The sequence below is a fragment of the Gilliamella sp. Fer4-1 genome (assembly GCF_001690515.1).
Lineage (GTDB): Bacteria > Pseudomonadota > Gammaproteobacteria > Enterobacterales > Orbaceae > Gilliamella > Gilliamella apicola_C.
Genome location: NZ_LZGZ01000141.1, coordinates 1 through 22,009, shown reverse-complemented (window position 1 = coordinate 22,009; position 22,009 = coordinate 1). Strand labels below are relative to the sequence as shown.

The 22,009-nt window shown below is 35.7% G+C and carries 14 protein-coding genes; all 14 read right to left on the bottom strand.

Going from position 1 to position 22,009, the window contains the following annotated elements; translation table 11 throughout:
• Positions 1-230 precede the first annotated feature (230 nt).
• Complete coding sequence (locus A9G30_RS04985) at positions 231-1,718, bottom strand: hypothetical protein (RefSeq protein WP_065588247.1); 1,488 nt, start codon at positions 1,716-1,718, stop codon at positions 231-233.
• Between the two features lie 427 nt (positions 1,719-2,145).
• Entirely contained in the window at positions 2,146-3,600 is a 1,455-nt protein-coding gene (locus tag A9G30_RS04980) for a VWA domain-containing protein (RefSeq protein WP_065588246.1), read from the bottom strand.
• A gap of 118 nt (positions 3,601-3,718) precedes the next feature.
• Positions 3,719-5,056 carry a VWA domain-containing protein gene (locus A9G30_RS04975; protein ID WP_218057727.1) on the bottom strand — a complete coding sequence of 446 codons (1,338 nt, stop codon included), beginning with the start codon at positions 5,054-5,056 and terminating at the stop codon, positions 3,719-3,721.
• Positions 5,057-5,223: 167 nt separating this feature from the next.
• Positions 5,224-6,609: a VWA domain-containing protein gene (locus A9G30_RS04970; RefSeq protein ID WP_176700848.1), complete on the bottom strand. Its 1,386-nt coding sequence runs from the start codon at positions 6,607-6,609 to the stop codon at positions 5,224-5,226.
• 79 nt (positions 6,610-6,688) lie between these two features.
• Positions 6,689-7,171, bottom strand: a complete 483-nt coding sequence (locus tag A9G30_RS04965; protein WP_065583319.1) for a hypothetical protein — start codon at positions 7,169-7,171, stop codon at positions 6,689-6,691.
• 2 nt (positions 7,172-7,173) lie between these two features.
• Positions 7,174-7,863, bottom strand: coding sequence for a hypothetical protein (locus A9G30_RS04960; RefSeq protein ID WP_065583318.1), 690 nt, complete (start codon positions 7,861-7,863; stop codon positions 7,174-7,176).
• On the bottom strand, positions 7,863-9,488 hold the full coding sequence (locus tag A9G30_RS04955; RefSeq protein ID WP_218057726.1) for an SUMF1/EgtB/PvdO family nonheme iron enzyme: 1,626 nt from the start codon (positions 9,486-9,488) through the stop codon (positions 7,863-7,865). The genes A9G30_RS04960 and A9G30_RS04955 overlap by 1 nt, the downstream gene beginning before the upstream one ends.
• Complete coding sequence (locus A9G30_RS04950; protein WP_065588244.1) at positions 9,445-10,668, bottom strand: ABC transporter permease; 1,224 nt, start codon at positions 10,666-10,668, stop codon at positions 9,445-9,447. The genes A9G30_RS04955 and A9G30_RS04950 overlap by 44 nt, the downstream gene beginning before the upstream one ends.
• A 3-nt stretch (positions 10,669-10,671) precedes the next feature.
• Positions 10,672-11,388 (bottom strand): ABC transporter ATP-binding protein, encoded by a 717-nt coding sequence (locus tag A9G30_RS04945; RefSeq protein WP_065588243.1) that lies wholly within the window; start codon positions 11,386-11,388, stop codon positions 10,672-10,674.
• Between the two features lie 4 nt (positions 11,389-11,392).
• A complete protein-coding gene (locus A9G30_RS04940; protein WP_065588242.1) occupies positions 11,393-13,357 on the bottom strand; it encodes a vWA domain-containing protein in 1,965 nt (654 codons plus the stop codon).
• 12 nt (positions 13,358-13,369) lie between these two features.
• Complete coding sequence (locus tag A9G30_RS04935; protein WP_065588241.1) at positions 13,370-14,383, bottom strand: hypothetical protein; 1,014 nt, start codon at positions 14,381-14,383, stop codon at positions 13,370-13,372.
• Between the two features lie 113 nt (positions 14,384-14,496).
• A complete protein-coding gene (locus A9G30_RS04930; protein WP_065583313.1) occupies positions 14,497-17,169 on the bottom strand; it encodes a putative virulence factor in 2,673 nt (890 codons plus the stop codon).
• On the bottom strand, positions 17,166-20,192 hold the full coding sequence (locus A9G30_RS04925; protein ID WP_065588240.1) for a virulence factor SrfB: 3,027 nt from the start codon (positions 20,190-20,192) through the stop codon (positions 17,166-17,168). Before A9G30_RS04925 ends, A9G30_RS04930 begins: the two co-directional genes overlap by 4 nt.
• 9 nt (positions 20,193-20,201) lie before the next feature.
• Positions 20,202-21,767: an SrfA family protein gene (locus tag A9G30_RS04920; protein WP_065583311.1), complete on the bottom strand. Its 1,566-nt coding sequence runs from the start codon at positions 21,765-21,767 to the stop codon at positions 20,202-20,204.
• Positions 21,768-22,009: the final 242 nt, after the last annotated feature.

The window sequence follows — 22,009 nt, the reverse complement described above, 5'->3', positions numbered from 1 at the left end:
AAGAATCTTGTTAAAAATTTTTAAGTAGGTATGCGTTTCAGTATAGAATTCTTTTTGATCCTTTTATCTTTATTTCGAAACAACGCTTATTGTTGTTGATTAACATTAATAATAAGCACGTTATTCTTTAATATTATCATTCGTGCGTGCGTCTCCATTTTAAGTTAAGGCAACTTCTTTAATGCTTAGCCTTAATTAGCTGATAATCCTGCTTGTCAAGCTAATTATCATCACGGATAGATACACAACCCATTGTTGTGGTTGTAAGGATAATCTCCATCAGCAGAACCAGCAGTTGAATCGATACGAAATCTCCATCCTCCATAGGGATCACTCGTCCAGAACCAAGCATTTGCAATACCAGCACCTTTATAATGGATTATATCCCCCCACTCAGAGAAAAATCCAGCACCGATTTGACGCTGATAATGATGGCCACTTGATGCTGGCGTGGCACCAACTAAACTTCGGCAGAACATAGTTTCGTTTGCTCCTGAGCAGACCACATTAGTAAGATCTTTTGCTTGTGGAAGACGATAACCTAAACTAGCACACCAATTTTCAGTTTCGATGTTGGTTGCTGACCTTTCACCACGGCTAACAAACCATTTCTGTAACACAAATCCATATTTTATCACTGCTGCACCGCTACTATCATAACCAACTAACTCAAACGTTTTTGGTAAGGCTGGTGTGTAAATTCGAGCTGGGTTTGCCTCCTTTATTTGATCATTAGTTGCCACAGGACCTGTTAGCAGAACTCGCACACGGGTGCCATTCGCATTGGGTGTCATAATAGCCGTTATTCCCTCATGGGTAATGGAAGGCCAAGTCAATTGGGTACCTTCCGATATATCTAAATCAAAATATAAGCCATTTGCGCCCGTGGTTGGGAAGTTAAGGTTATATGATGTCGGTATTATAGATTGAGGAAGAAAGCCCCTGTTTGGCTGCCAAATATTAGCTGGACCAGCAAATTTCCACCCATTAAAGCCTGGTTCATTATTTCCGCCAAGCCTCAAATTAGGCTTAGCATAAAGAACGGCTGGTGATGATTTTGGAATGATGTAGTAAGTCACTGTGCCAGCGTTAAAAGTACTACGATTAGGTACACCATACTGGGTACTTAAACTACTATTTGTATTACTTAACACTACTTTATAAGGCGATCTAGCAATATCTAAAGTATCAGCGCGACCAACTACCCGATTATTTTTATCTGTAATATTAACGGTTAAGCTACCCATAGCCGTTACGCCATTAACCTCCTGCCCATCACCATCATCATCACCCCAATAATAATAAGGCGCATCAATAAGTGCTTTTAACTCTATCGTATCAGTTGTTGATGGTACTAACATGCCAACATCGGCTAAAGTCTCTCCAACACGAGGAAGTACGATTGGGTTTGTTGCTGAAGTATTAGTAATTGGAGTAATGGTAGTGCCATCTGATAAGGTAATAGCTAATAAATCTTCTGTATTTATCACTTTTGTTTTACCGTTATTAAACGTTAAATAAGGCGCACTACCTTGAATCGTGTTTGTTGTGGTAGCTGATAATGCCTGAGAATCGAACGAAAACGGCAATAGCAATAACGGCAATAATGTTATAGGGAATTTTACTAATATTAATGAAGTGAACGAGAAAACCTGTCTACAATAGTGATTTAATAGATTTAAAACATAAAGCTGCTGCATTCTATCGCGGTAATGCACAAAATACTCCTTTCTTCAATTAATTATCTGTTTTATTTAACTCTGTTATAGCTTTTGGCTAGTAAAATAAGTTAGATTAATTTTTAATCACCTGAATTATAACGTTTGAAAAAAAATTGACTACTTTTCAGATTGAAATATTTGTAAGGATTTTTTAAGAATGGTTCCGCATAAAACATTAAATGACTAATGAACAAATAGTATTAGCCAATATTTATGCTTTTTGAATAATTTGGAACAAACACGAAGTGTACCGAATGAATAGCTGACAAAACTAAATATTAAACGCTAAATCAAGTTGTGAAAATTTTTACTTGGATCTTGTGATAATGCTTAATAATTTATAAATAAAAAATAGATGATAGCATAATTATCAATAACCTATATCAATGAATTAGCTAATAAATCCACTATTTTTTGTGTTTTTTTATTCACATACTGGTCTATTAATTTTCAAATTTGAAACCGCTTTATTCATCTGTTTGATCATATCTTTTGGACTTTGAGCAATATAAACTTTTCCGCCCGTTGCATTGGCGATACAGTCTATTTTGTGTTCACCCGCAATATCAACAATATTAATTTTTAATCGTGGTTTTTGTGCAACTATATAGTTAGCTAATGTACAAATATTACTTTTTGTACAATTATCTTCACCATCACTAATAATAAGAATATAGTCGTCACGTTTTACTCCATCTAGCATTTTACTGGCTTTTTCTAGGCCATTATATAAAGGCGTTCCGCCCCCGCCTGCTGCAGTGGGTGTTAATTGTTTAATTTTATGCTTTAGTGAGGCCCTATTAGAGTAATTATAAAATGGCGATACATTCGCTGCTGGACAATTCGTCAGCGTTACCAGTGAAATATCAATGTTTGGTTGTATCTTATCAATGCTTGAAGTAGCCACACTCTTACTACTTGATAAACGAGTTGGTAAGCGAGTCATACGCTTTTCGTATTTGATTCTTTCTTGCTCTGACATATTACGACCATAACCATATGTCAAATATTGAAAGTATTGCTCAACCGCTGATGGCGATTCATTTAATGTTACTGTCATCGATAATGAATTATCAAACACTATTGCCATTTTAGATGGATTAGGGTCTTTATTCATCTCTTCTTTGGTTATACAGTTAGGTGGATTTTTTACCTTTGGTGCTGGCTCAGGTACAGGCACTGTCTCTGGTTTAGGCTCAGATGTTACAATTGGCGCAGGTTCTGATGTCGGCAAAAGATCTTTTGGTTCAACAACTGGTTCTGTTTTAGGTTCTACTTGTTTTGTTTCAACAGATGATGAAATAACTGGCGCTGGCTGCTGAGGGGCAACTGCCTTTTCTTTATCAAAGGGGTAAAATAAATACCAAAGGAAACTAGACAAACCAAGCAGAAATAAAGCTAAAAGTAAAAAATGCCACCAACGCCAAAACGGTTTGGGCACAATAACAGGAGCCGGTGCGGGCATAACAGGCTCTTCAAAGGCATTAATAATAACAGGATCTTCATTTATAACATAAATCTGATTACCTAAACTCTTAATTCTTGGAAGCCAAAACGAAATTAAACGCTGATCTTCATCACTTAAGATCATCAATTTAACAGCTCTTTCAATATCATTAATACGTGTTTGTAATGTCTTAGTTATTTGATTTTTATGCGACTCATCAGCAATACTATCAAGTAAAACAGGTTGACCTTCAAGATTAGTATACCAGCCAACATATTTATTGTTATCAATTAACTTTGGTGTTGCTAAAATTGAAAACGTACGATCAGTTAAATGTGACTTTAGTAATGGTAGTAAGGATTTATATTGTTTTAGTAGAGAAATCTTCTCTGAATTATTATGCTCAAAGACTGTTCGAGTTATTCGTTGCATTACTAATTTAATCCCTTACATTTTACCTTTACACTAAAGCTACATTAATTTTAAAACATACTCAAAGCAGAAATACAATTAATGCTATATGCATTTATATAGCATTATTTAAAAATAATTATTCGCATAGCGGTTTGCTAATATTCATACTTGAAACAGCATTGTTCATTTGTTCAACTATTTGTTTTGGGCTTTGAGCCACATAAACTTTACCACCAGTTTTCTCTGCCACACAATCAATTTTATGCTGTCCAGCAATATCCACAATATTTATTTTTAAACGTGGCTGTTGAGTAGCGATTTTGCTCGCCAACGAACAAATATTAGCTTTGGTACAGTTGTCTTGACCATCACTAATAACTAATATGTAATCATCACGGTTTACGCCATCAAGCATTTTGCTTGCTTGTTTTATCCCACTATATAACGGTGTTGCGCTGTTATCATCTAGTGGTTTTAACCGGTTGATTTTATTTTTTAACTTACTTCTATTATCATAACCATAAAATGGTGTAGTTTGTGCTACAGGGCAAGCTGAGAGTGTAACTAATGCTATATTAACGTTTGCTTGTATTTTATCAATGCTTGCTAATGCAACTTCTTTGCTACTTGATAACCGATTAGGCAGGCGTGTCATGCGTTTTTCATAGGCATCAGCGTCTTCTAGCGACATTGAATAGAAATCAGTGTTCAAATATTTATTAATAGAATCTTGAGATTCCATCAACGTCAATGACATTGATGCTGAATTGTCAAATATCATAACCATTTTAGGCTTGTCAGTATTATTGGCAATCTCTTCACGAGTAACACAATTTTTAGGTGCTGGCTCTGGTATCGCTTCAGGTTCCGATTTTACAACGGGTTGTTCCTCTTTAGGTGGCTCAACAACCGGATCTGGTTTCTTTTCATCAACAGGCTGAGTAATGGCGGGCTCAACATCAGCAATCGCAGGCTTTTCTTTTGCATATGGACAAAATAAATACCAAAGAATGCCCAGTAAAGCAAAGAGTAATAAGGCTAAAAGTAAAAAATGCCACCAACGCCAAAATGGTTTTGGTGGAATAACAGGAGGTGGCGCGGGAGGCAAAATCGGATCTTCAAGGCTATTAATGATAACGGGCTCATTATTAATAACATAAATAGGGTTGCCTAAGCTTTTAATTCTAGGTAACCATGATGAAATAAATTCCTGCTGCTCAGCAGTTATGGGCATTGACTTAACCGCTGCTTCGATATCGTTAATACGATCTTGCAATGTTTTTTCTATCTTACTTTTCTGTGATTGATTACAAATCTCACTCAATAAGACAGCTTGCCCTTCTAAAAGAGTATACCAACCAATATATTGATTATCGTTAATCAATCTCGGTATAGCTAAAATTGAAAAAGTACGATCAGTTAAATGTGGCTCTAGCAGCGCTAACAAAGAGTTATATTGATCTAATAAAGACATCTTTTCGGAATCATGGTGTTCAAAAGCTATCCGAGTTATTCGCTGCATTATTAATTTAATCCCTTATAGTTTAATTTTATACTAAAACTGTACTCATTTTGAAACAGGCCCATAAACAGAAATACAAATGATGCTATATACATTTATATAGCATCATTTAAAAATAATTATTCGCATAGCGGTTTGCTAATATTCATACTTGAAACGGCGCTATTCATTTGTGCAACTATCTGTGCTGGGCTTTGAGCTACATAGACTTTACCGCCAGTTTTATTAGCTACACAATCAATTTTATGCTTCCCAGCAATATCCACAATATTTATCTTTAAACGCGGTTGTTGAGTGGCTATTTTGCTCGCTAACGAACAAATATTAGCTTTGGTACAATTGTCTTGGCCATCACTAATCACTAATATGTAATCATCACGGTTTACACCATCAAGCATTTTGCTGGCTTGCTTTATGCCACTATATAATGGCGTTGCGCTGTTATTATCTAGTGGTTTTAACCTGTTAATTTTATTTTTTAACTTACTTCTATTGTCATAACTATAAAACGGTGTAGTTTGTGCTACAGGACAAGATGAGAGTGTGACTAATGCAATATCAACGTTTGCTTGTATTTTATCAATGCTTGCTAATGCTACTTTTTTACTACTTGATAACCGATTAGGCAGGCGTGTCATGCGTTTTATATAAGCCTCGGCTTCTTCTGGCGACATTAAATCATCTGTATTCAAGAATTTATTAATAGCTGCTTGAGACTCCATCAATGTAAACATCATTGATGCTGAATTATCAAATATCATAACCATTTTAGGTGCGTCACTGTTACTGACAATCTCTTCACGGGCGATACAGCTCTTAGGTGCAACGACCGTTGGCTTTGAAGTTGGTTCTGAAGTTGGCTCTGATGTTGATTTTACAACTGGTTCAACTTCTTCTTTGCGGGGTTCCACAACAGGTTCTGGTTTCTTTTCTTCTACTGGTTGAGTAATGGCTGGTTCAGCAACTTGAGCCGCAGGCTTTTGTTTTTCATATGGGCAAAATAGATACCAAAGGAGGCCAAACAAACCAAGCAATAATAAAGCTAAAAGTAAAAAATGCCACCAGCGCCAAAATGGTTTTGGTGGAATAACAGGAGGTGGCGCGGGAGGCAAAATCGGATCTTCAAAGTTATTAATGATAACGGGTTCGTCATTAATAACATAAATAGGGTTACCTAAGCTTTTAATTCTAGGTAACCATGATGAAATAAATCCTTGCTGCTCAGCAGTTATTGGCATTGACTTAACCACTGCTTCGATATCGTTAATACGATCTTGCAATGTTTTTTCTATCTTACTTTTCTGTGATTGATTACAAATCTCACTCAATAAGACAGCTTGCCCTTCTAAAAGGGTATACCAACCAATATATTGATTATCGTTAATCAATCTCGGTATAGCTAAAATTGAAAAAGTACGCTCGGTTAAATGTGGCTCTAGCAGCGCTAGCAAAGAATTATATTGATCTAATAAAGACATCTTTTCGGAATTATTATGATCACACATAAACCTTGCTATTCGCTGCATTGCGTAACTGTTTCCTTTTATTTCTTCTACTGTTATAAAAAAGCGATTAAACAAAAATTTATATATTTAATGCCTTTTGCAACTGTTGAAGTTTTTTGTTTAACGTTTCTAACTCAACTTGCTTTTCAATTTGTGAATTATTTGAATTGTTAGCTTTTTTTAGTTGCTGTTCAATGTCTTTAACTTGAGCTTGTAGATCATCACGACCTTTAGCCTTTTGTTTAACTTCGTTTGTTAATTTAGTTAAATCATTTTTCAATTTTTGTTGTTGCGCTTGTTTTTGTTTAACACTTAATGAGGTATCGTTTTTCTGTTTTTCAATTGTCGCATAGATTTCTTTAAATTGCTGATTCGCTCTTACTTCATTTTCCAGAATTTGCTTTTTCTGATCGATCCGAGCTTGGTAATTTCCTGAATAATTACAGCTAATTTTATCCATAATACCAATGTTAGTATTAGTCGGATCGCACTGTTCGGGAGTTGTTGAACAACCAGCTAAAAAAATAAGCGGGCTGAGTAATAGAAGATGTGTTTTTTTCATAATTAGCTAACCTTAACTGCTGAACGTTGTTGTGTAACAAGATTAATTTGATTTTCAAGCACTGTAATTTGTTTATGTAATTGACTTATTTGTTTATCGAGTTTTGATACATTAACGCCTGATTGTTGTTCTTGAGAAGAGATTAAAACCCAATCATTTTCAACTTTTCTCATGCGTTTTAATTTATCATTTAAATAGGCAATATTAGCATCAATTTGCGTTAAATCATTTTTAGCTTGTCTTTTATTTAACGTATCTTTTTTGATTTGATTATTTAACACTTTAAGAGTCGCTAAATTTTTATTCAACACAGCTTTAGCTGTTTCGGTTACTGCTTGAACTTCGTAAGTATTTTGTTGAATGTCTTGGATGTAAACATCAAGGCGCATTTCGGCATTAGCATATTCAGCTCGTTTACTGTCAAGATAATAGTTAGCGCCCATCATCACACCACAACCAACCGCAGCTGATGCAATACAAACGCCAGCTTTTCCACCTGCTAACATACAACCAATACCGCCTAAACCCGCGCCAACAGCACAAGACTGCCATGCTGATTTACTAAAAAACTTAGCTGTGTTACTTTTTGTTAAAGCAGGGTCGGCATTTCTAGAGCTGACTCCTCCTCCGCCTTGGCAGCCAGTTAAAATAAGCGATACACACAAAAACAGCGTTACTATAATTTTATTCATCATCTTTTTCCTTTTATTTCATTGCATGTTTGTAGCCAAGCTGATCTCGCAATTTTCCCCGATTCAATATATTGATTAATATGTTTGAAATAGAGTTTTAAATAGTCACTCATATTAGCTTTGCCACTATTTTCTAAAATAAATTGAGTAGAGTTAACTTGATCATTAATAGTAATTTTCTCGTAATTTGACGCAGTATTAACAATAGTATCGGAATAATATTTCAATATAAAGTCCCGAGCATTTTTAGACTCATCAACAACTTGTTTCAAATTATCTAGCTTCACTTTTGAACACATATTGTCATCATCTAAAGTATCGCTTTCTTTTGGATCACAAACTTCATTAGCCATTGTTCTATATAAATTGTCATTATACTCAAATTTACTGCTTAAATCTGAAACATTCGCACACAAAAATGCACCTAACTGTAATGCTGACTGAATGGATCGATCTCGTTGTTCATCACGAGCTTGGTTAGCACTACGTAACAGTGTATTAAGTTGATTTAATTCTTTTTTTGTTTTCTCGTCTTCCACTTGTTTGGTGATTTTTTCAAGCTCACTAACAACATTAGCATTTTCTGAGCTTTCCGTTTCGCTACCTAATTGGTTCCATTCTTTTTCTAACTCTTTGATTTTATCACTAGAATTAATCACTTCTGTTGTATAAACCAAACGAAACCCAACATCTTTACTCTTATAAGCACCTTTATCATCATAAAAAGGTTTTTCGGTACGAAAAGCACTGGTAGTTGATGATTCAGGTGTCAAATAACTACCACCACGAACCGTCATACCGCCTTGTTGGCCATGATAGCGATCGAGTTTATTCATTCGAAACGAATCAAACATCATTTCGCTTGCGTTACCTAAGATATCAAACAAATCTAACGGATTAGGTTCAAGCCGTCCAATAAGTTGTAATTTTCCATTAGCCGACTTGGCACCAGAAAACCACGCATAATTTTCCAAATTCCCCATCATTGGGAACCGTGATTCACGAAATTCTGATTCAGTTACTTTCGAACCACCTCGTGCGGCATATTCCCATTCGGTATTATTCGGTAAACGGACATAACCATTAGGCAAACTAATTGATTTTAGCTTTGACCGGTTTTCAATTAACCAACGATTATATTTATTCGTAAAAGCTATAGCATCAAACCAGCTAATATCAGTGATAGGAAAAGAGAGGTTCACTTTAGGCATTGGGCAGGTGTCATTCATTACAGATTGATATTGCAATACGGTAATTTCATATTTACCTATCAAATAGTACCGCTCTTTACCTGCATCAGAAAAACTTCCTGCTATATAGTTGGGTGTCGCATATTCAGCAAAACCAAGTTCTTTTTGATTACTTCCTAAAATAACTTTGACATCATCTAACGATTTATTGGTAGGAGTAAATACCTTTTTCATCACTAAACTACCGTCACACGGCATGGGTAAAATGACATCATCTTTGGCTGGTTTGGGATTATAAAATTTACTGTCCCAAGGCTCAGCAAAGCTTAATGAGGGAAGTAAGCTTATTGCAGCCAAACCCCAATAAGCCAATCGAATACATTGGGGATAACTATGCTTCACGTAAGCTTTCTGCTGGTTGAATTTTAATAGCACGTCGCCCTCCTATAACCACAACGCCGCTTGATATAAATAAAGTCAGTAAAAAAGCAACGATAAGATGATAAAATTGTAATTGACTCACCACGGATTGTGAAATCAAATTTTTACCTAAAACTAAATTAAAGGCACTATTTCCTAATCCAAAAAGCACACAAGAGATAACAAAAGCTAAACAGCTTAAAATCATTGCTTGATTGATTAAATAAAGCATAATGCTTTTTGAACGAAATCCAAGTAATCGCATAAAGGCAATATCTTTACGTTTACGTTCAATATTCGATAAAAATGCCCCTGTAAATGACAAAATACACCCTAAAACAGCTGTAATTGCAATGACACTAAAAATAAAATTGAGCACTCGATCGATTGCTTGCATGTTTTCAATCGCGTTAGCTTGTGTACGCGTTTCTATATTTTTTTCTCGTAATTTAAAGGCTAATGGGGCGACATTATCTAGTGAATTGGCATAAATACGGGCTCGCGCAAACGAAGTATGTTTTGGTGGATTTGATTGCCCAGTAGACGTTAAAAAAATATCACTTTGGTAGCCATCATAAAAATCTTCCATGGCAATAAGTAAATCTAAAGAAACAAAAGCAGCTGCTCGACTATAACGACTCTCGGGAATAATACCTACCACATCTAATATGGTTATGCCTTTTTCCAGTTTTCCATCAAGCTGCCTTGTTATCACCATTTTCACACGACTACCGATAGTTGCTTGCATTTTTTCTGCCGATAATGCACTTAATATAATTTGATTTTTATTATTAAGCAAAGGCGTAGCTTCTGTTATTGGATCACCTGTAGCCGTAGGAATAATTTCGGCATTATTCACAAAATGACTCGCATCTTTCATTAAATCAGCTTGTGTATTTAATGAGCGTGTTAGAGGAATAACAAAAGCCGTTTCAGGCTGTTTTTTTATCCACTCAAACATTTCACTCGTGAATTGTAAATTACCAACGATTTTGACTTCTAAATTTTGTGGATCATTAAGTAATTGTTCTCTAAGTTGAGAAACCACACCATATTTTAAGCTAAATAACAATAATAATGGCGTAATCACTGAGATCACCGAGGCGATAATACAAAACGAAACTTTTTTGTCATACCATAAGTCAGCTAAAGATAAGCGAGTAACAAGTAACCATTTTAATATTGCTTTAGTCATTTTTTACACCTTATCTTGTAATGGTAAAAATACTGAGGATTGAGGGGAAGTTAAGTTAGCTGATAAAGTAAATAACCCTTTGCTTGCAATGCGTTGCCAATCGTGCGTTACAATCATCACAGCAATATTGTCTTGCTGAGCTTGCTCAATAATTAAATCAAAAAGTAAACTTGCATTATAGGGATCCAATGCCGAGGTTGGCTCATCGGCAAGTAATAACGCCGGTTTATGAATAATGGAACGAATAAAAGAAGCGCGTTGCCTTTCACCAATAGATAACTGTTTAGGATATTTATTTAGCAAATGGTCAATTTTAAGTTTTTGCACTAAATAATCAAACCGGCTGTTATCCACTTTTTTTTGTAATAACTTCAATGATAATAAAATGTTATCACGAACAGTCAAAAAAGGCAGTAATCCACCTGTTTGTAACGTAAAACCCAAATACTGAGCTCGAATATCAGCCAGCTTATCAAGCTGGTTTTGCTCGATTAGCGTTGCAATGTCGATTGCATAATTATCAACAATCAATTTATAGTGGCCAATTTCATCTGGTTTTAAAATCATTCCTACCATTTCAAGTAATGTGCTTTTGCCTGCACCACTATCGCCCTGAATAACAACAACTTCACCAGCTTTGACGGTTAGCTCAGGCAGGCAAACACTAAAAAAGGATTTACCTGTTGAGCGTAAAATAGATAACTGCTTAATAGTTAACATATGTCTAAGGCAACATTTCTAATGGGATAGGATAAACATTTTCGCGAGGATCGCTGCCTTCGGCTAACGAAATCCAACGATCGACATCGGCATTACATTTTTGATAGTAACGAATTTTACTATTTAAATTACGGATAAATTTTTCTTGCTCAAGCCCGCTCATGCTTTTCCAAGTATCTTGGTCAAGCCCTGTCACATCACTTTTATATGGAATGTTATCTAGATATTCACCAAGCAAACCTAAGTCAGCAATTTTGGTCACCGAATCTGATTTTAATTTACTTGGATCTTGCCCCATCGCAGCAGCAACAGAGCGAAGCTGGGAAAACATATCATCGGCTGAAATTAACCCATCATTAGCCGCATTAGCAATTTTGCTGACAATATCACTCAAATCACTAAGTTGCGATTTAGTTAATAATATACGAGGCTCCGCTGTTGGAATCGTCGGTTTAACGAAATCTTTATCTGCAATCCAGGCTTTAAAAACGGTTGGCGCTTTAGTCCCCTTGGTATCGCCTAAATAAGCTAACTGCATGGCCTTACTGAGTAGCAATGCATCTTTTAACATGTCAGAATTATCATCTTTTGCATTAAGTGCATTGCCGACAGAAGCCTCGCCTTTATACGCAAGCTTAACTTGTTCTGATAAGGCTTTTGCCAGCAAGTCAACTTTTTGGCCAAACTGATGTACATCTCCCGCATTAACAGGATAATAAAGCGATTTATGAATGAAATCATTATAAGTTAGATCCGAATATTGCGTTGCAGCAATCTGATGATCTTTTTCACCACTTGGCGTTTTTAAATGTAGTGCGTAAATAGCTACGCCCTTATGCTGAGCTTCAAGTCTTAATTGCGCAGCATCCATTCCTGTACTAGAAAGTTTATCATCACCGGGAATTGCACTAGCATCTGTTATCAAAATCATGTAACGTGCGCCAAAGCTATTCCAATTAATATCATTTAATGCTTGAGCGACCCCAGCATAAGAATCTTCGGCAAAATATGCGGTTGATACAGAAGCTTGTTTAAGCGAAGCGCTTAGCTGTTTAAAATCCTCTTTATCTTTTACTTTATTGGGATCGGCAAAAAGTTTAGAAACAAATTCAAGTTTATCCGAGGCCTTTAAACTCGATCGAAATGAAACCAATCCAAATTTAACTTGATCTTGTAAATTTTCTTTTTCAATGTGCTGATAAACTCGCGTTACTGCTTCTTTAGTTCTTGAAATATAAGGATCCATTGAAATAGTGGAATCAATAACAAACACAATGGCGGCTTTAAATGGAGCAACTTGATTAGTGCTATCATCAGTAGTTTGGCCATTAGCTGGTTTTGTATTATTTTTTACCAATGAATCCTGTTTACTTACTGATGCTACTTCTAGCACTCGCTCATAAAAACCTTGCCCATTCATAACCTCTTCACCTTGTAAAATAGGTAATAAATAGAAGTTACTTTTAAAATCAACAAACTCTTTAGGCTCTTGAGCAACCACATCTGAAGCTGGCTTATTGGCTTTTAACGTGTCACGAATAGGCTTTAATAAAACCTCTGGCTTATCAGCATCAACAATAGCGGTTAATGCAGCCTTATCTTTGAAAAATAACAAAGGATCACGATCAACAGGGTTTGTAAAAACTAATGTCATTTGCATATTCCAAGCAACTGCACATGAATTATTAATCCAACCTATCGCTTTTCCATAAGAATCAGGCCCAACTTTAAGCCATTGCTGATTATTGTCGTTTTTACGTTCATAAACATAATAGCGTGAAAATGCTGGCACAGATTTGCCGGTAGGATCCGTAATATTATTTTTTAATTCACACGTTGGTGTGCTTAATACACGCTGATATAAGGTTTTTTTGCCTTCTTGTTTGAGCGGTTCAGCTGCCGAAGCTATCCAAGGTACACAAGCGAGGCTTAGACCAATAACGAGTTTTGAAATTGCTATTTTTTTCATATCCTTTCCTCACTATTTTTGCAATTCAGCTAAGCGATTTTTGGCTAAGGTATTATCAGGATCATGATTCAAAGATGTTTCATACCAATAAATAGCGGTTTCTTTATCTGCTTTAAAGCAACTATTATTTTCATAAAACTTCTCGTCGTACTCTTTAGCATAAAGTATAGCAATCTTCGCATTTTGCTGAGCTTGATTTGCATATAATCGTTGAGCAATATTACATTTTTCAGCTTTTTTAGCTTCAGTAATTATCTGAATAATTGCATCAACTTCTGGCTTGGTTTGTAAACATTGTTGAATAAAAGTTAAGTCATTGGTAAAACCATTATTTAAACTACATTGGGCACTAATTTGCACCGGTGTTATTGGTTGTGATTGCTTTTTGAAAAAGAAAAAATACCAAGTAGCAAGAGCAATCCCGATTAACATCATAAAACCAATTATAATAGCAACGATTAATCCTAAGCGGCTTTTCGATTTAACCGATTCAAGCGGTATTTCAGGTGCAGGCTCTGATATTGTTTCCGCTTCAACATGTTCAGCCAGCATTGTCTTCTCAGTATCCATGCTGGGCTCTTCAATTAATGGCGTCTCTTCTTCAACAGTAGATTCGTTTGCTAATTCAGGTTTTGCTATAACTTGTTCGTCATTAGGTAATGCTGCCTGCACATTTAATGCCGTTGATGCAAACACGGTGTCAGCAATACTAACAACCCCGCCATCAATATAATTCTCATTTTGTTTATCACGAATTTGTATAAGAAAACGAACCTGATTTCCCTGTGACAACAAAGTGTCAACCAACCATTCACTGACTTGCCCTGTTAGCTGTTCATTATCTACAGACATATTTTCAACTGTATGCCAGCTTTTTTCAGGAGCCCACTGATTCAAATCAGATAAATAGTACCCATCCTGATTACGTTGTATAAGCATATCAATTTCAGAACTGCCTTTCCATTTTTGAGCTAAAAACTTCGCAACACCGGGTTTATAACCATCTAATTCAATTCTTAATGCCATGATATCCTCTATTTTACACCCAAATTTTGAGCATCATTCACTCTATCGAGTGATAAGCCTTTTATTCAAAAAGGCTCATTTACTATATTTATTCAATACGTTATTATTTATTTTTAATTAATCTGCGATTGCTTGAAAAAGCCAAGAATTTCGCCTAATCGACTATTTTGTTCTTGACTAATTTCTCGCCCTGCATGGTGGCCTACATTTTCTTGCGCAAGCACCGCAAATGCAATAAACCAATCAAAGATCGCATACTGAGAATAATTTTTAGTATTATCGTCTAGCTTTGGTAATGAATGCGATGATTGAACATTAAATTCACTTAATGGTGAAGAAAATATTGGCTTACCTTGATTAACTTTGCTCATTGGTATATCAGTTACTTGACCTTGAATAAAACCTAACCAAGCAATAAAGTCTGCCAGTAAATTATGAATAGTACTGATTTGCCTAGACTCAAGATCATCACGTTTACTACCCATATTTTCATTATTCAAAATATGCTCACTTAAACTTGCTTCAAGTTTCATGCGATTCGCAGCAGTAATAAGTTCTTCTATAATAAAAGAAAGTGATTTTTGAGTAATTCCAAAAAACTGTAAAATATGTTTATCTAAAACGATATTTCTTAAATGCTCTAACCATGCCGAAAAAACCGTTTTTGCAAACTTTGATTCTGTTGTTAATATAGTTGCTTGTTTGGTAGTTAACGATGAATTCACATCAGAAAATAGTTCAAAATCCGCATTTAATCCGAAATCATTTGATAAATTATCTAACAAATTATCATTACTATCTTGCTGTGTTTCATTTTCTATCGTATTAGAATGATAAAGTGCTCGAATTGTTTGATCAGGTAATTCAAACGTTTTAAGTAGTTCGCCCAATAATAATGCTTTATTTTGTAGTTCTTTAACAACATTAGCGATAACTTGTTTTTTCTTAACGAGCTCTTCATTACTATCTGCTTGATACCAAGTATCAAAACGCATATTAATAATGTAATCAATTTTTTCATTAAGCTGTTCAACAATCCGCTGTTGTTTAACTTCAGTTATAGCAACTTGTTCTAAGTATTGACTAATTCGCCCTATACCGCCATCATTGAGTTTTAGCATAGCATCCCACGCTTCCTCTGGCTGAAAAACATATTCTTTAATATCACTATTTTGAATAAATGTGCTTCTTAATACATTCATTTTATCTTGATAATTTTCATTATAAGCTTGTTCTTGGCAAGTTTTTGAATCGACATTTAAAAATGGCACATCAAATCCAGGTTTGCGAACTAAAAAGACATTATTAAATTTATGCTCGTTGGACCAGTTACTTAGCCAATCATAACTACCAAAGCGTTCTAAAATAGTTTGTTGTAGCAAACCACCTTTACCCCAACTATTTTTAAGATTATCTTCTGATAGTGTTAATGAGGTACCAATGCGTTTATCAAACATAGTGATCGCCCATAATAAACCCGCTTTTTTAGTGGCTCTTTTTTCAGCAGTTTCACCTTGAGTTTTATCAATCCAACGCTCAAGAACGGGACCCACATCATTAACATCAGATTGTTTATCTGACGGTGTGCAAACAACTAGCACGTTCATTTCTTGGCTATCTGTGTATTTTTCGAAAAGATAAGCAACTTTGCCTCGCAATAAAAGCTGAGCAATAGGGTTACCTTCTTTAACATCTGAAACTGAAACCAAGTTTAAGCGACCACGATATCCAGGAAAATCGAGCAAATCGACGTTTTCAAAGGTTGGCACTCTGGTTTTATTAACTAAAGGGAAGAGTAATTCAGCGGTTAGAAAAGCCAGTTGAGCTAAAGAGATATCTGTCGGCACTCCATTGAACGGCGTTATGGTCACTGATGAATCTTTATTAGTGTTCAATCGTTCAAGAATATCAACATTCATAATACTGTCAATTTGTGATTTAGTGCCATTATTATCTTTAACTAATACAGAAAGTGGCGCATACACAGTTTCAACATGACCTAAACTCGATAGTGTTGTGGCTAATTGAGTATAAATTGTAGTGAGCTCAGCAAGCCCACCCCACAAAATAGCCAATAACTCCCCTCGCTCAGCTATTGGTAAGTAAGGGAGCAAAAGGATGACTTTTTCCCAATATCCCCCTTTCAACTCATCAAGGGAATTACCAAAGTTTTCAGATAAGTAATCATAAAGATCAACAATATCGTCTTCGTTAACACCGCCTACATAACTGGTCTGTTTTTTAGTTTCTAAACGTTGAATCAACTGATTTAGCTGTACTAACTCAATTTTATTGGAGACTTTTTGTTGATCAAAATCCTTAAAGTAAGCATTTATCAAGATTTTGACAATTTCTATCTCTTTAAATAATTTCAATTCTAATGGATAGTTAGGTATGCCACCTTTGGCAATACGGCTAAAGCGGGTAACAAGGCCTGTTGCCTCTTTGCCACTTCCGACTGGGTTAACGTGATCGATAAAATCGAGAACTTCATTATCCACAATGGTTTCAAGTTTACCATTTTCACCAGCGGCTAATGCTGAAATAAGATAAGATTTGCCCGCTTGTGATAACCCAAAAAAACCAACTGCAACAGATTTGGCAGAGACATCACCTAATCGTTTTGCACTATTACGCAAACGACGCAAATCCAGAATTAAATTATCGGCTTCACTATTTAAACGTTTGGATGAATGACGGGTTTGATGCACCCATTCAATAGCCTTTGCGGACGCTTGATAGACCTGATCCCAAGATTTAGGAAGTTGTTCATTTAAGTTATTCATCGTTTTATCATTCCACTATCAAGCCAATATTGTGCACTAATTAAACCAGAGTTAACCATTGTGTTTAAGCTGAGTTTAATATCCTGATTTTTATTACAAGCCCGCCCGTCAGAGGCTTTTAAATCTTTAATATAAAAATTTTCAACCATTTTTTGTTTGTTCTTTATACCTAAAGTCACTTGTAACACCACACCTTCAGAACTCAATCGTTTAGCCACGCCACTATTTTCAATTGTCAAAATATAGATAGGCGATGCAGGCCAACGGTCAACTTCAAGCTGCCTAAATCCAAGCCTTGTGGTTCCTCTAATTTCAAATGATAGTTCAGGAAAATCATAATCAGGATTATCCAAGTCAATATCTTGGTAATAGACATTTTCCTTTTTAATCATATTCAGATTATCTAGCAGCCCAATGTATTTAACAGTTGAATATAAATCCATATTAGATGATCTAAAATAGAAATTAGGTAATCGTAAATTCTTGCTTAAAAAGCACAGCATAGCTCCCACTGCGGCTGTCGTTTTAGGATCATCAATACGTTCTTGTTTATGGAATGGGTACCAACTACCAGTGTGATATCCATGTAATGGTAAAATTCGCCCAGCAGGTATTGATAACCGTGATCGAAAATAACTTTGAATACCCGGTAAACGCGAAGGGCGACCAGTTAATAAAAGCACATCACATTGATAACAGCTAATAATTTCCGATAGTGCATCAAAGGTTTTACAAATATTGTAATAATCACCACGAATAAACAAATAATGAATACGTTTTAAGTTAATTTCGATAGTTAAATCAAGCACCGAAAAATCAGGATTGTTTAATGCGCGCTTAATTGGATCATTAATAAAACTAAGCACGTTATCCGTCATAATGTTATGGTGTAATAATTCCCTAAAGGTAGAGCGATACACATGTTGTTCTGCGTGTAACGGATCGTAAAGCTCATACGCTTTTAATATTTGTAAGCCAACAGGCGTAAATAACTGTAAAGTAAGTTGCTGACGCAATACTGCATCTTGTATAGATAGTTGTTGCGAACCAATAATTGTGGATAAAATTGGATTCGGGTCAGCAATGCCCGCTTGTTTTAAGCCATTTGTTAAAGCCGTTAACACGGTATCTTGGATAATATCAAGCAAGATATCATCGCCAGCAACTTTAAATCCATCACGAAAACGTTGTGTGGGTACGATATAGGCATTACTGCTATTGGTTTGCGCACTGACGCCGTAGTCTAATTGATAATCATTAATGACTAAATCGGTTGTACCACCGCCGATATCAACCGTTGCAATGGTCAGTTTTTGTTTATTTTCTTTGTCTGGGCGAATCATGGAAGCAATAAATTCTTCACTACGTCCATTATAATTATTTTGTGTCTCATTAAAAAGGTACACAACTTGACCGCACGTTGCTTCATCCCATTGAATATAAACTTCAGGAATATTTGGCCAAACACTTTGTAATTGCTCTGGATTATTGAAGTCAATATTATCATCTGAACTATCCCAACCAAGGCTTTTCCAAACTAAGCCGATTGCTTGGTATACACAGCTTTTGAATATAGCTTGTTCAGGCTTAGGCATCGCTGGAGGAATCGTTAAAATAATTGAACGTAAATTACGCGGTGTTTTAGCATGTTCAAGTTTATTACGTTGGGCAACACTATTGATTTGCATTAATGCGTGCATTAATACTTCGCAGAGCATAAATGTCATCAAAGAACTGCGAGAATATTTTGGGTGGAAAACGGGCATTTTGCGATCATATTCTTCTTGAATATCATTGCTAAGAATGTGTAACGCTTCCCCATATTCATTAATTAAACTTGAAAAAGGCTCTGCGGTTGCAAACGGTTCATGATCGCTTTTGACATAATGAGAGTTAAAACGCCAACCTTGTTCGTATTTATCTTGATCCCACAAATAACGTTTTGGACTTGAAAGCCCGGTGGCCCCCTCATTACCTTCCCGCCTACTGGCAAGCCGGCTTGCTTCTTGACCAACACGAACAATACTTGGCCAACGAAACGTATCTCGTCGCCCACTTTGCAAAGAAAAATGCTCTTTACCAAAAAAGGTTTGGGAAAATTCTACTCGGCTTTCAAATGGTTCATTATAAATATGCTCTGGTTGCGTTAAATCCCGAATTTCAAGCTCATAACGATGGTTTAAACTATCTTTATCTTGAACATGATCTTCAATTAAAATCCCACAAGTGCGAGAGTTTCCTACATCTAAAATCATGTCAACAGGAATTGATTTCACCAAATCATTTTTAGTATTTGAGACAATTTTAATTGTTGGTAAATGTAATGAGTCGGCAAGTAAATGGATGATATTAAGATAATGACCATAATAAGCTTTGTTTTTCATCTCTATATTAAGATCATCTCTGTGAATTTTTAAGCGCTGGGGATCTCCCGCCAACTCTTGAAAAAGATCAATTAACCAATTGGTGATCCATTTTAGTTCTAAATACCAGGAAATGTGATCTGAACGATGTGCTAAACTAAATACGGCGCCAGTCATTACATCATTTTCGGTTGGTGCAAGGTAAGCCACATCTTGTAAATTAGCAAACACTTTTGTATCAAAAGCAAAAGTGATTCGATGTGTATTACCATCGGGATCTTCCCCCTCAGGAATACTAACAATTCGAACTCGGCTCCAGTTATGAGGACCTTTATCAAAGCGTTCAGGCGGTATTGAGCGTAAAACAGGCACAGGTAACCAAATACCGTCGTATAATTTTAACGATTGCTCAACACTTATTTCTTGTGTTGGATTAACGGCAAATGTCGGATTATCTGGCGAAAAAAATTGACCATTATCCACATCTTCAATCAATCTAATCAGTGCGCCACTTTCGGAGGGATCAATAAAGTTACCATTAACTCTATTGCGCCAATAGTTATCTTTCCAATCAATTTTAAGAGCAAAGTCAAGAAACTGAATACCGCTATTCATAATAAGTGTCACTTCTTGACCATAATTGCGTAATTCTGGAAGCATATACAACCTTTATTGTTTTTTCATCGTTATTGGGAATGCAGTCCCATTATTATAAATTCCTTGGCAATTGGCTTTATTATCCTTGCCTTGTGTACATTGAATTTTTGGTAATTGATATTTGGTATTGTCACTACAAACAGCCTCAGTGTTACCTGTTATATCTAAATTAGCGTTTTTAATGCCAGTGCTAACATTACCTGTACATTTTACACCATCACTACGTGTTATAGTCACTTCACCATTGCCATCATTAAAGTTATAACTTAATTGCAATGGCTTACCAGTAGCTTTATCTTGGATCCCCCCGTTTGCAGACCATTGACCATTTAAGAAATCGGTGGTTCCTTGCTTGATTGCATCAGTAGGCAAAGCTAAATGGTCAGCCTGATCAGCAGCTGAAGTCGAATCTGATTTATTATTTTTATCGGTTGGAGAAGTCGTTTGGTCAGTGCCATCTTGGCTATTTTTCTCTTCAATATTATCTTTTTGATCCGGATCGGGAACATTGGATTTTTCATCCTTTCCATCAGTTTTATCCAGATCTGGAGATGGTACCGTCCCATTTTCATTATCTTTAGCATCTGGTTTTGGAGTATTCTTATCATCATTTGTGCTATCAACTGGTACAGGATGATCAACCGAATCGCCAGTTGCATCAGCATTAGTAGGAACACGATTAACATTATTTGTATCGCCTAAAGTTGTGTCATTTGGTATAACGTTATTGATCGCGCCTAACTGATTGTCTACAACCACATCTTTTGGCTCAGTTTTTAATGCAACGTTAGGCTTTTTCTCATATTGTTGTTCATTTTTTTCTGCTTGATTAATTGGAGCATTTTCTAAAGACAAATTTGGATTAATCGATATTTCAGGTTTTAACCAACAACCACGTAGTAAAAACAATGCTAGCAAAAGTAACAATAAAGGTAATAATCCCAGTAACCATATCCACCAACGCTTCCACCATGGTTTATTATTAATAGGTGTCTGAGCTGGAGGCACCGTTGCTGTTGATGTAACTTTTTTTGCGGGCTCTAAACAATAGAATGGAGACTTAACTTGAGGCGTTTGCGGATAAACAAATCCCCAAAAAGTAATGACAGGTTTGTCATTAACGATATAAACAAATTGATTACTTGGAAAACGTATCGCCATCAAATTAGGCTCAGCGCTGTCGGCATTATTTTTGGGGTCATAAATAAGGCGGCTAAAAAGGAGTTGATCTCCCTCTAAATTAGGATTACTCGCTAGTTGCTTACCGAAATTCATCACTTTATGTTCAAATTCTCTAAGCAATGTTAGTGCTGATTCTTGCTCAGACTCGCTAGCAGAGCTCCAAGGTACGATATAATATTGGCCATCAGGCTGGTCTGAGTCAAAAGGAATATACCAATCAATAATATTGCCTTGATCATTACGTTGGGGAATAGCTAAACAATCAGCATATTGTTTACCTAATTTAACTCTAAACATTTCGCGGATTTGAGTTGCAACGAGATAGGCAGCCTTACCATCATGTCCTAACATTTTGAAATCTTTGATATCACCACTTCGAAGTAATGTATTTGCCATATATTCCTTTTTATTCCTTAATTTTATTTATCTTTTTATAGGATTATATCAATTCTAACAGAAAAGCTTGAATGTTGTAATTGGTTTGCTAGCCGATATTATGAGCTTTTCGTCTGTTTTTTGAATCAAAACATAAACAATTCATTATAAAAAATAATAGGTTATATAAAAATTATTTTAAAAAGCCACGCGATTATCCGGTTAATTTTATCCAATAAGCGCAATTGCTATTATTTCTGTTT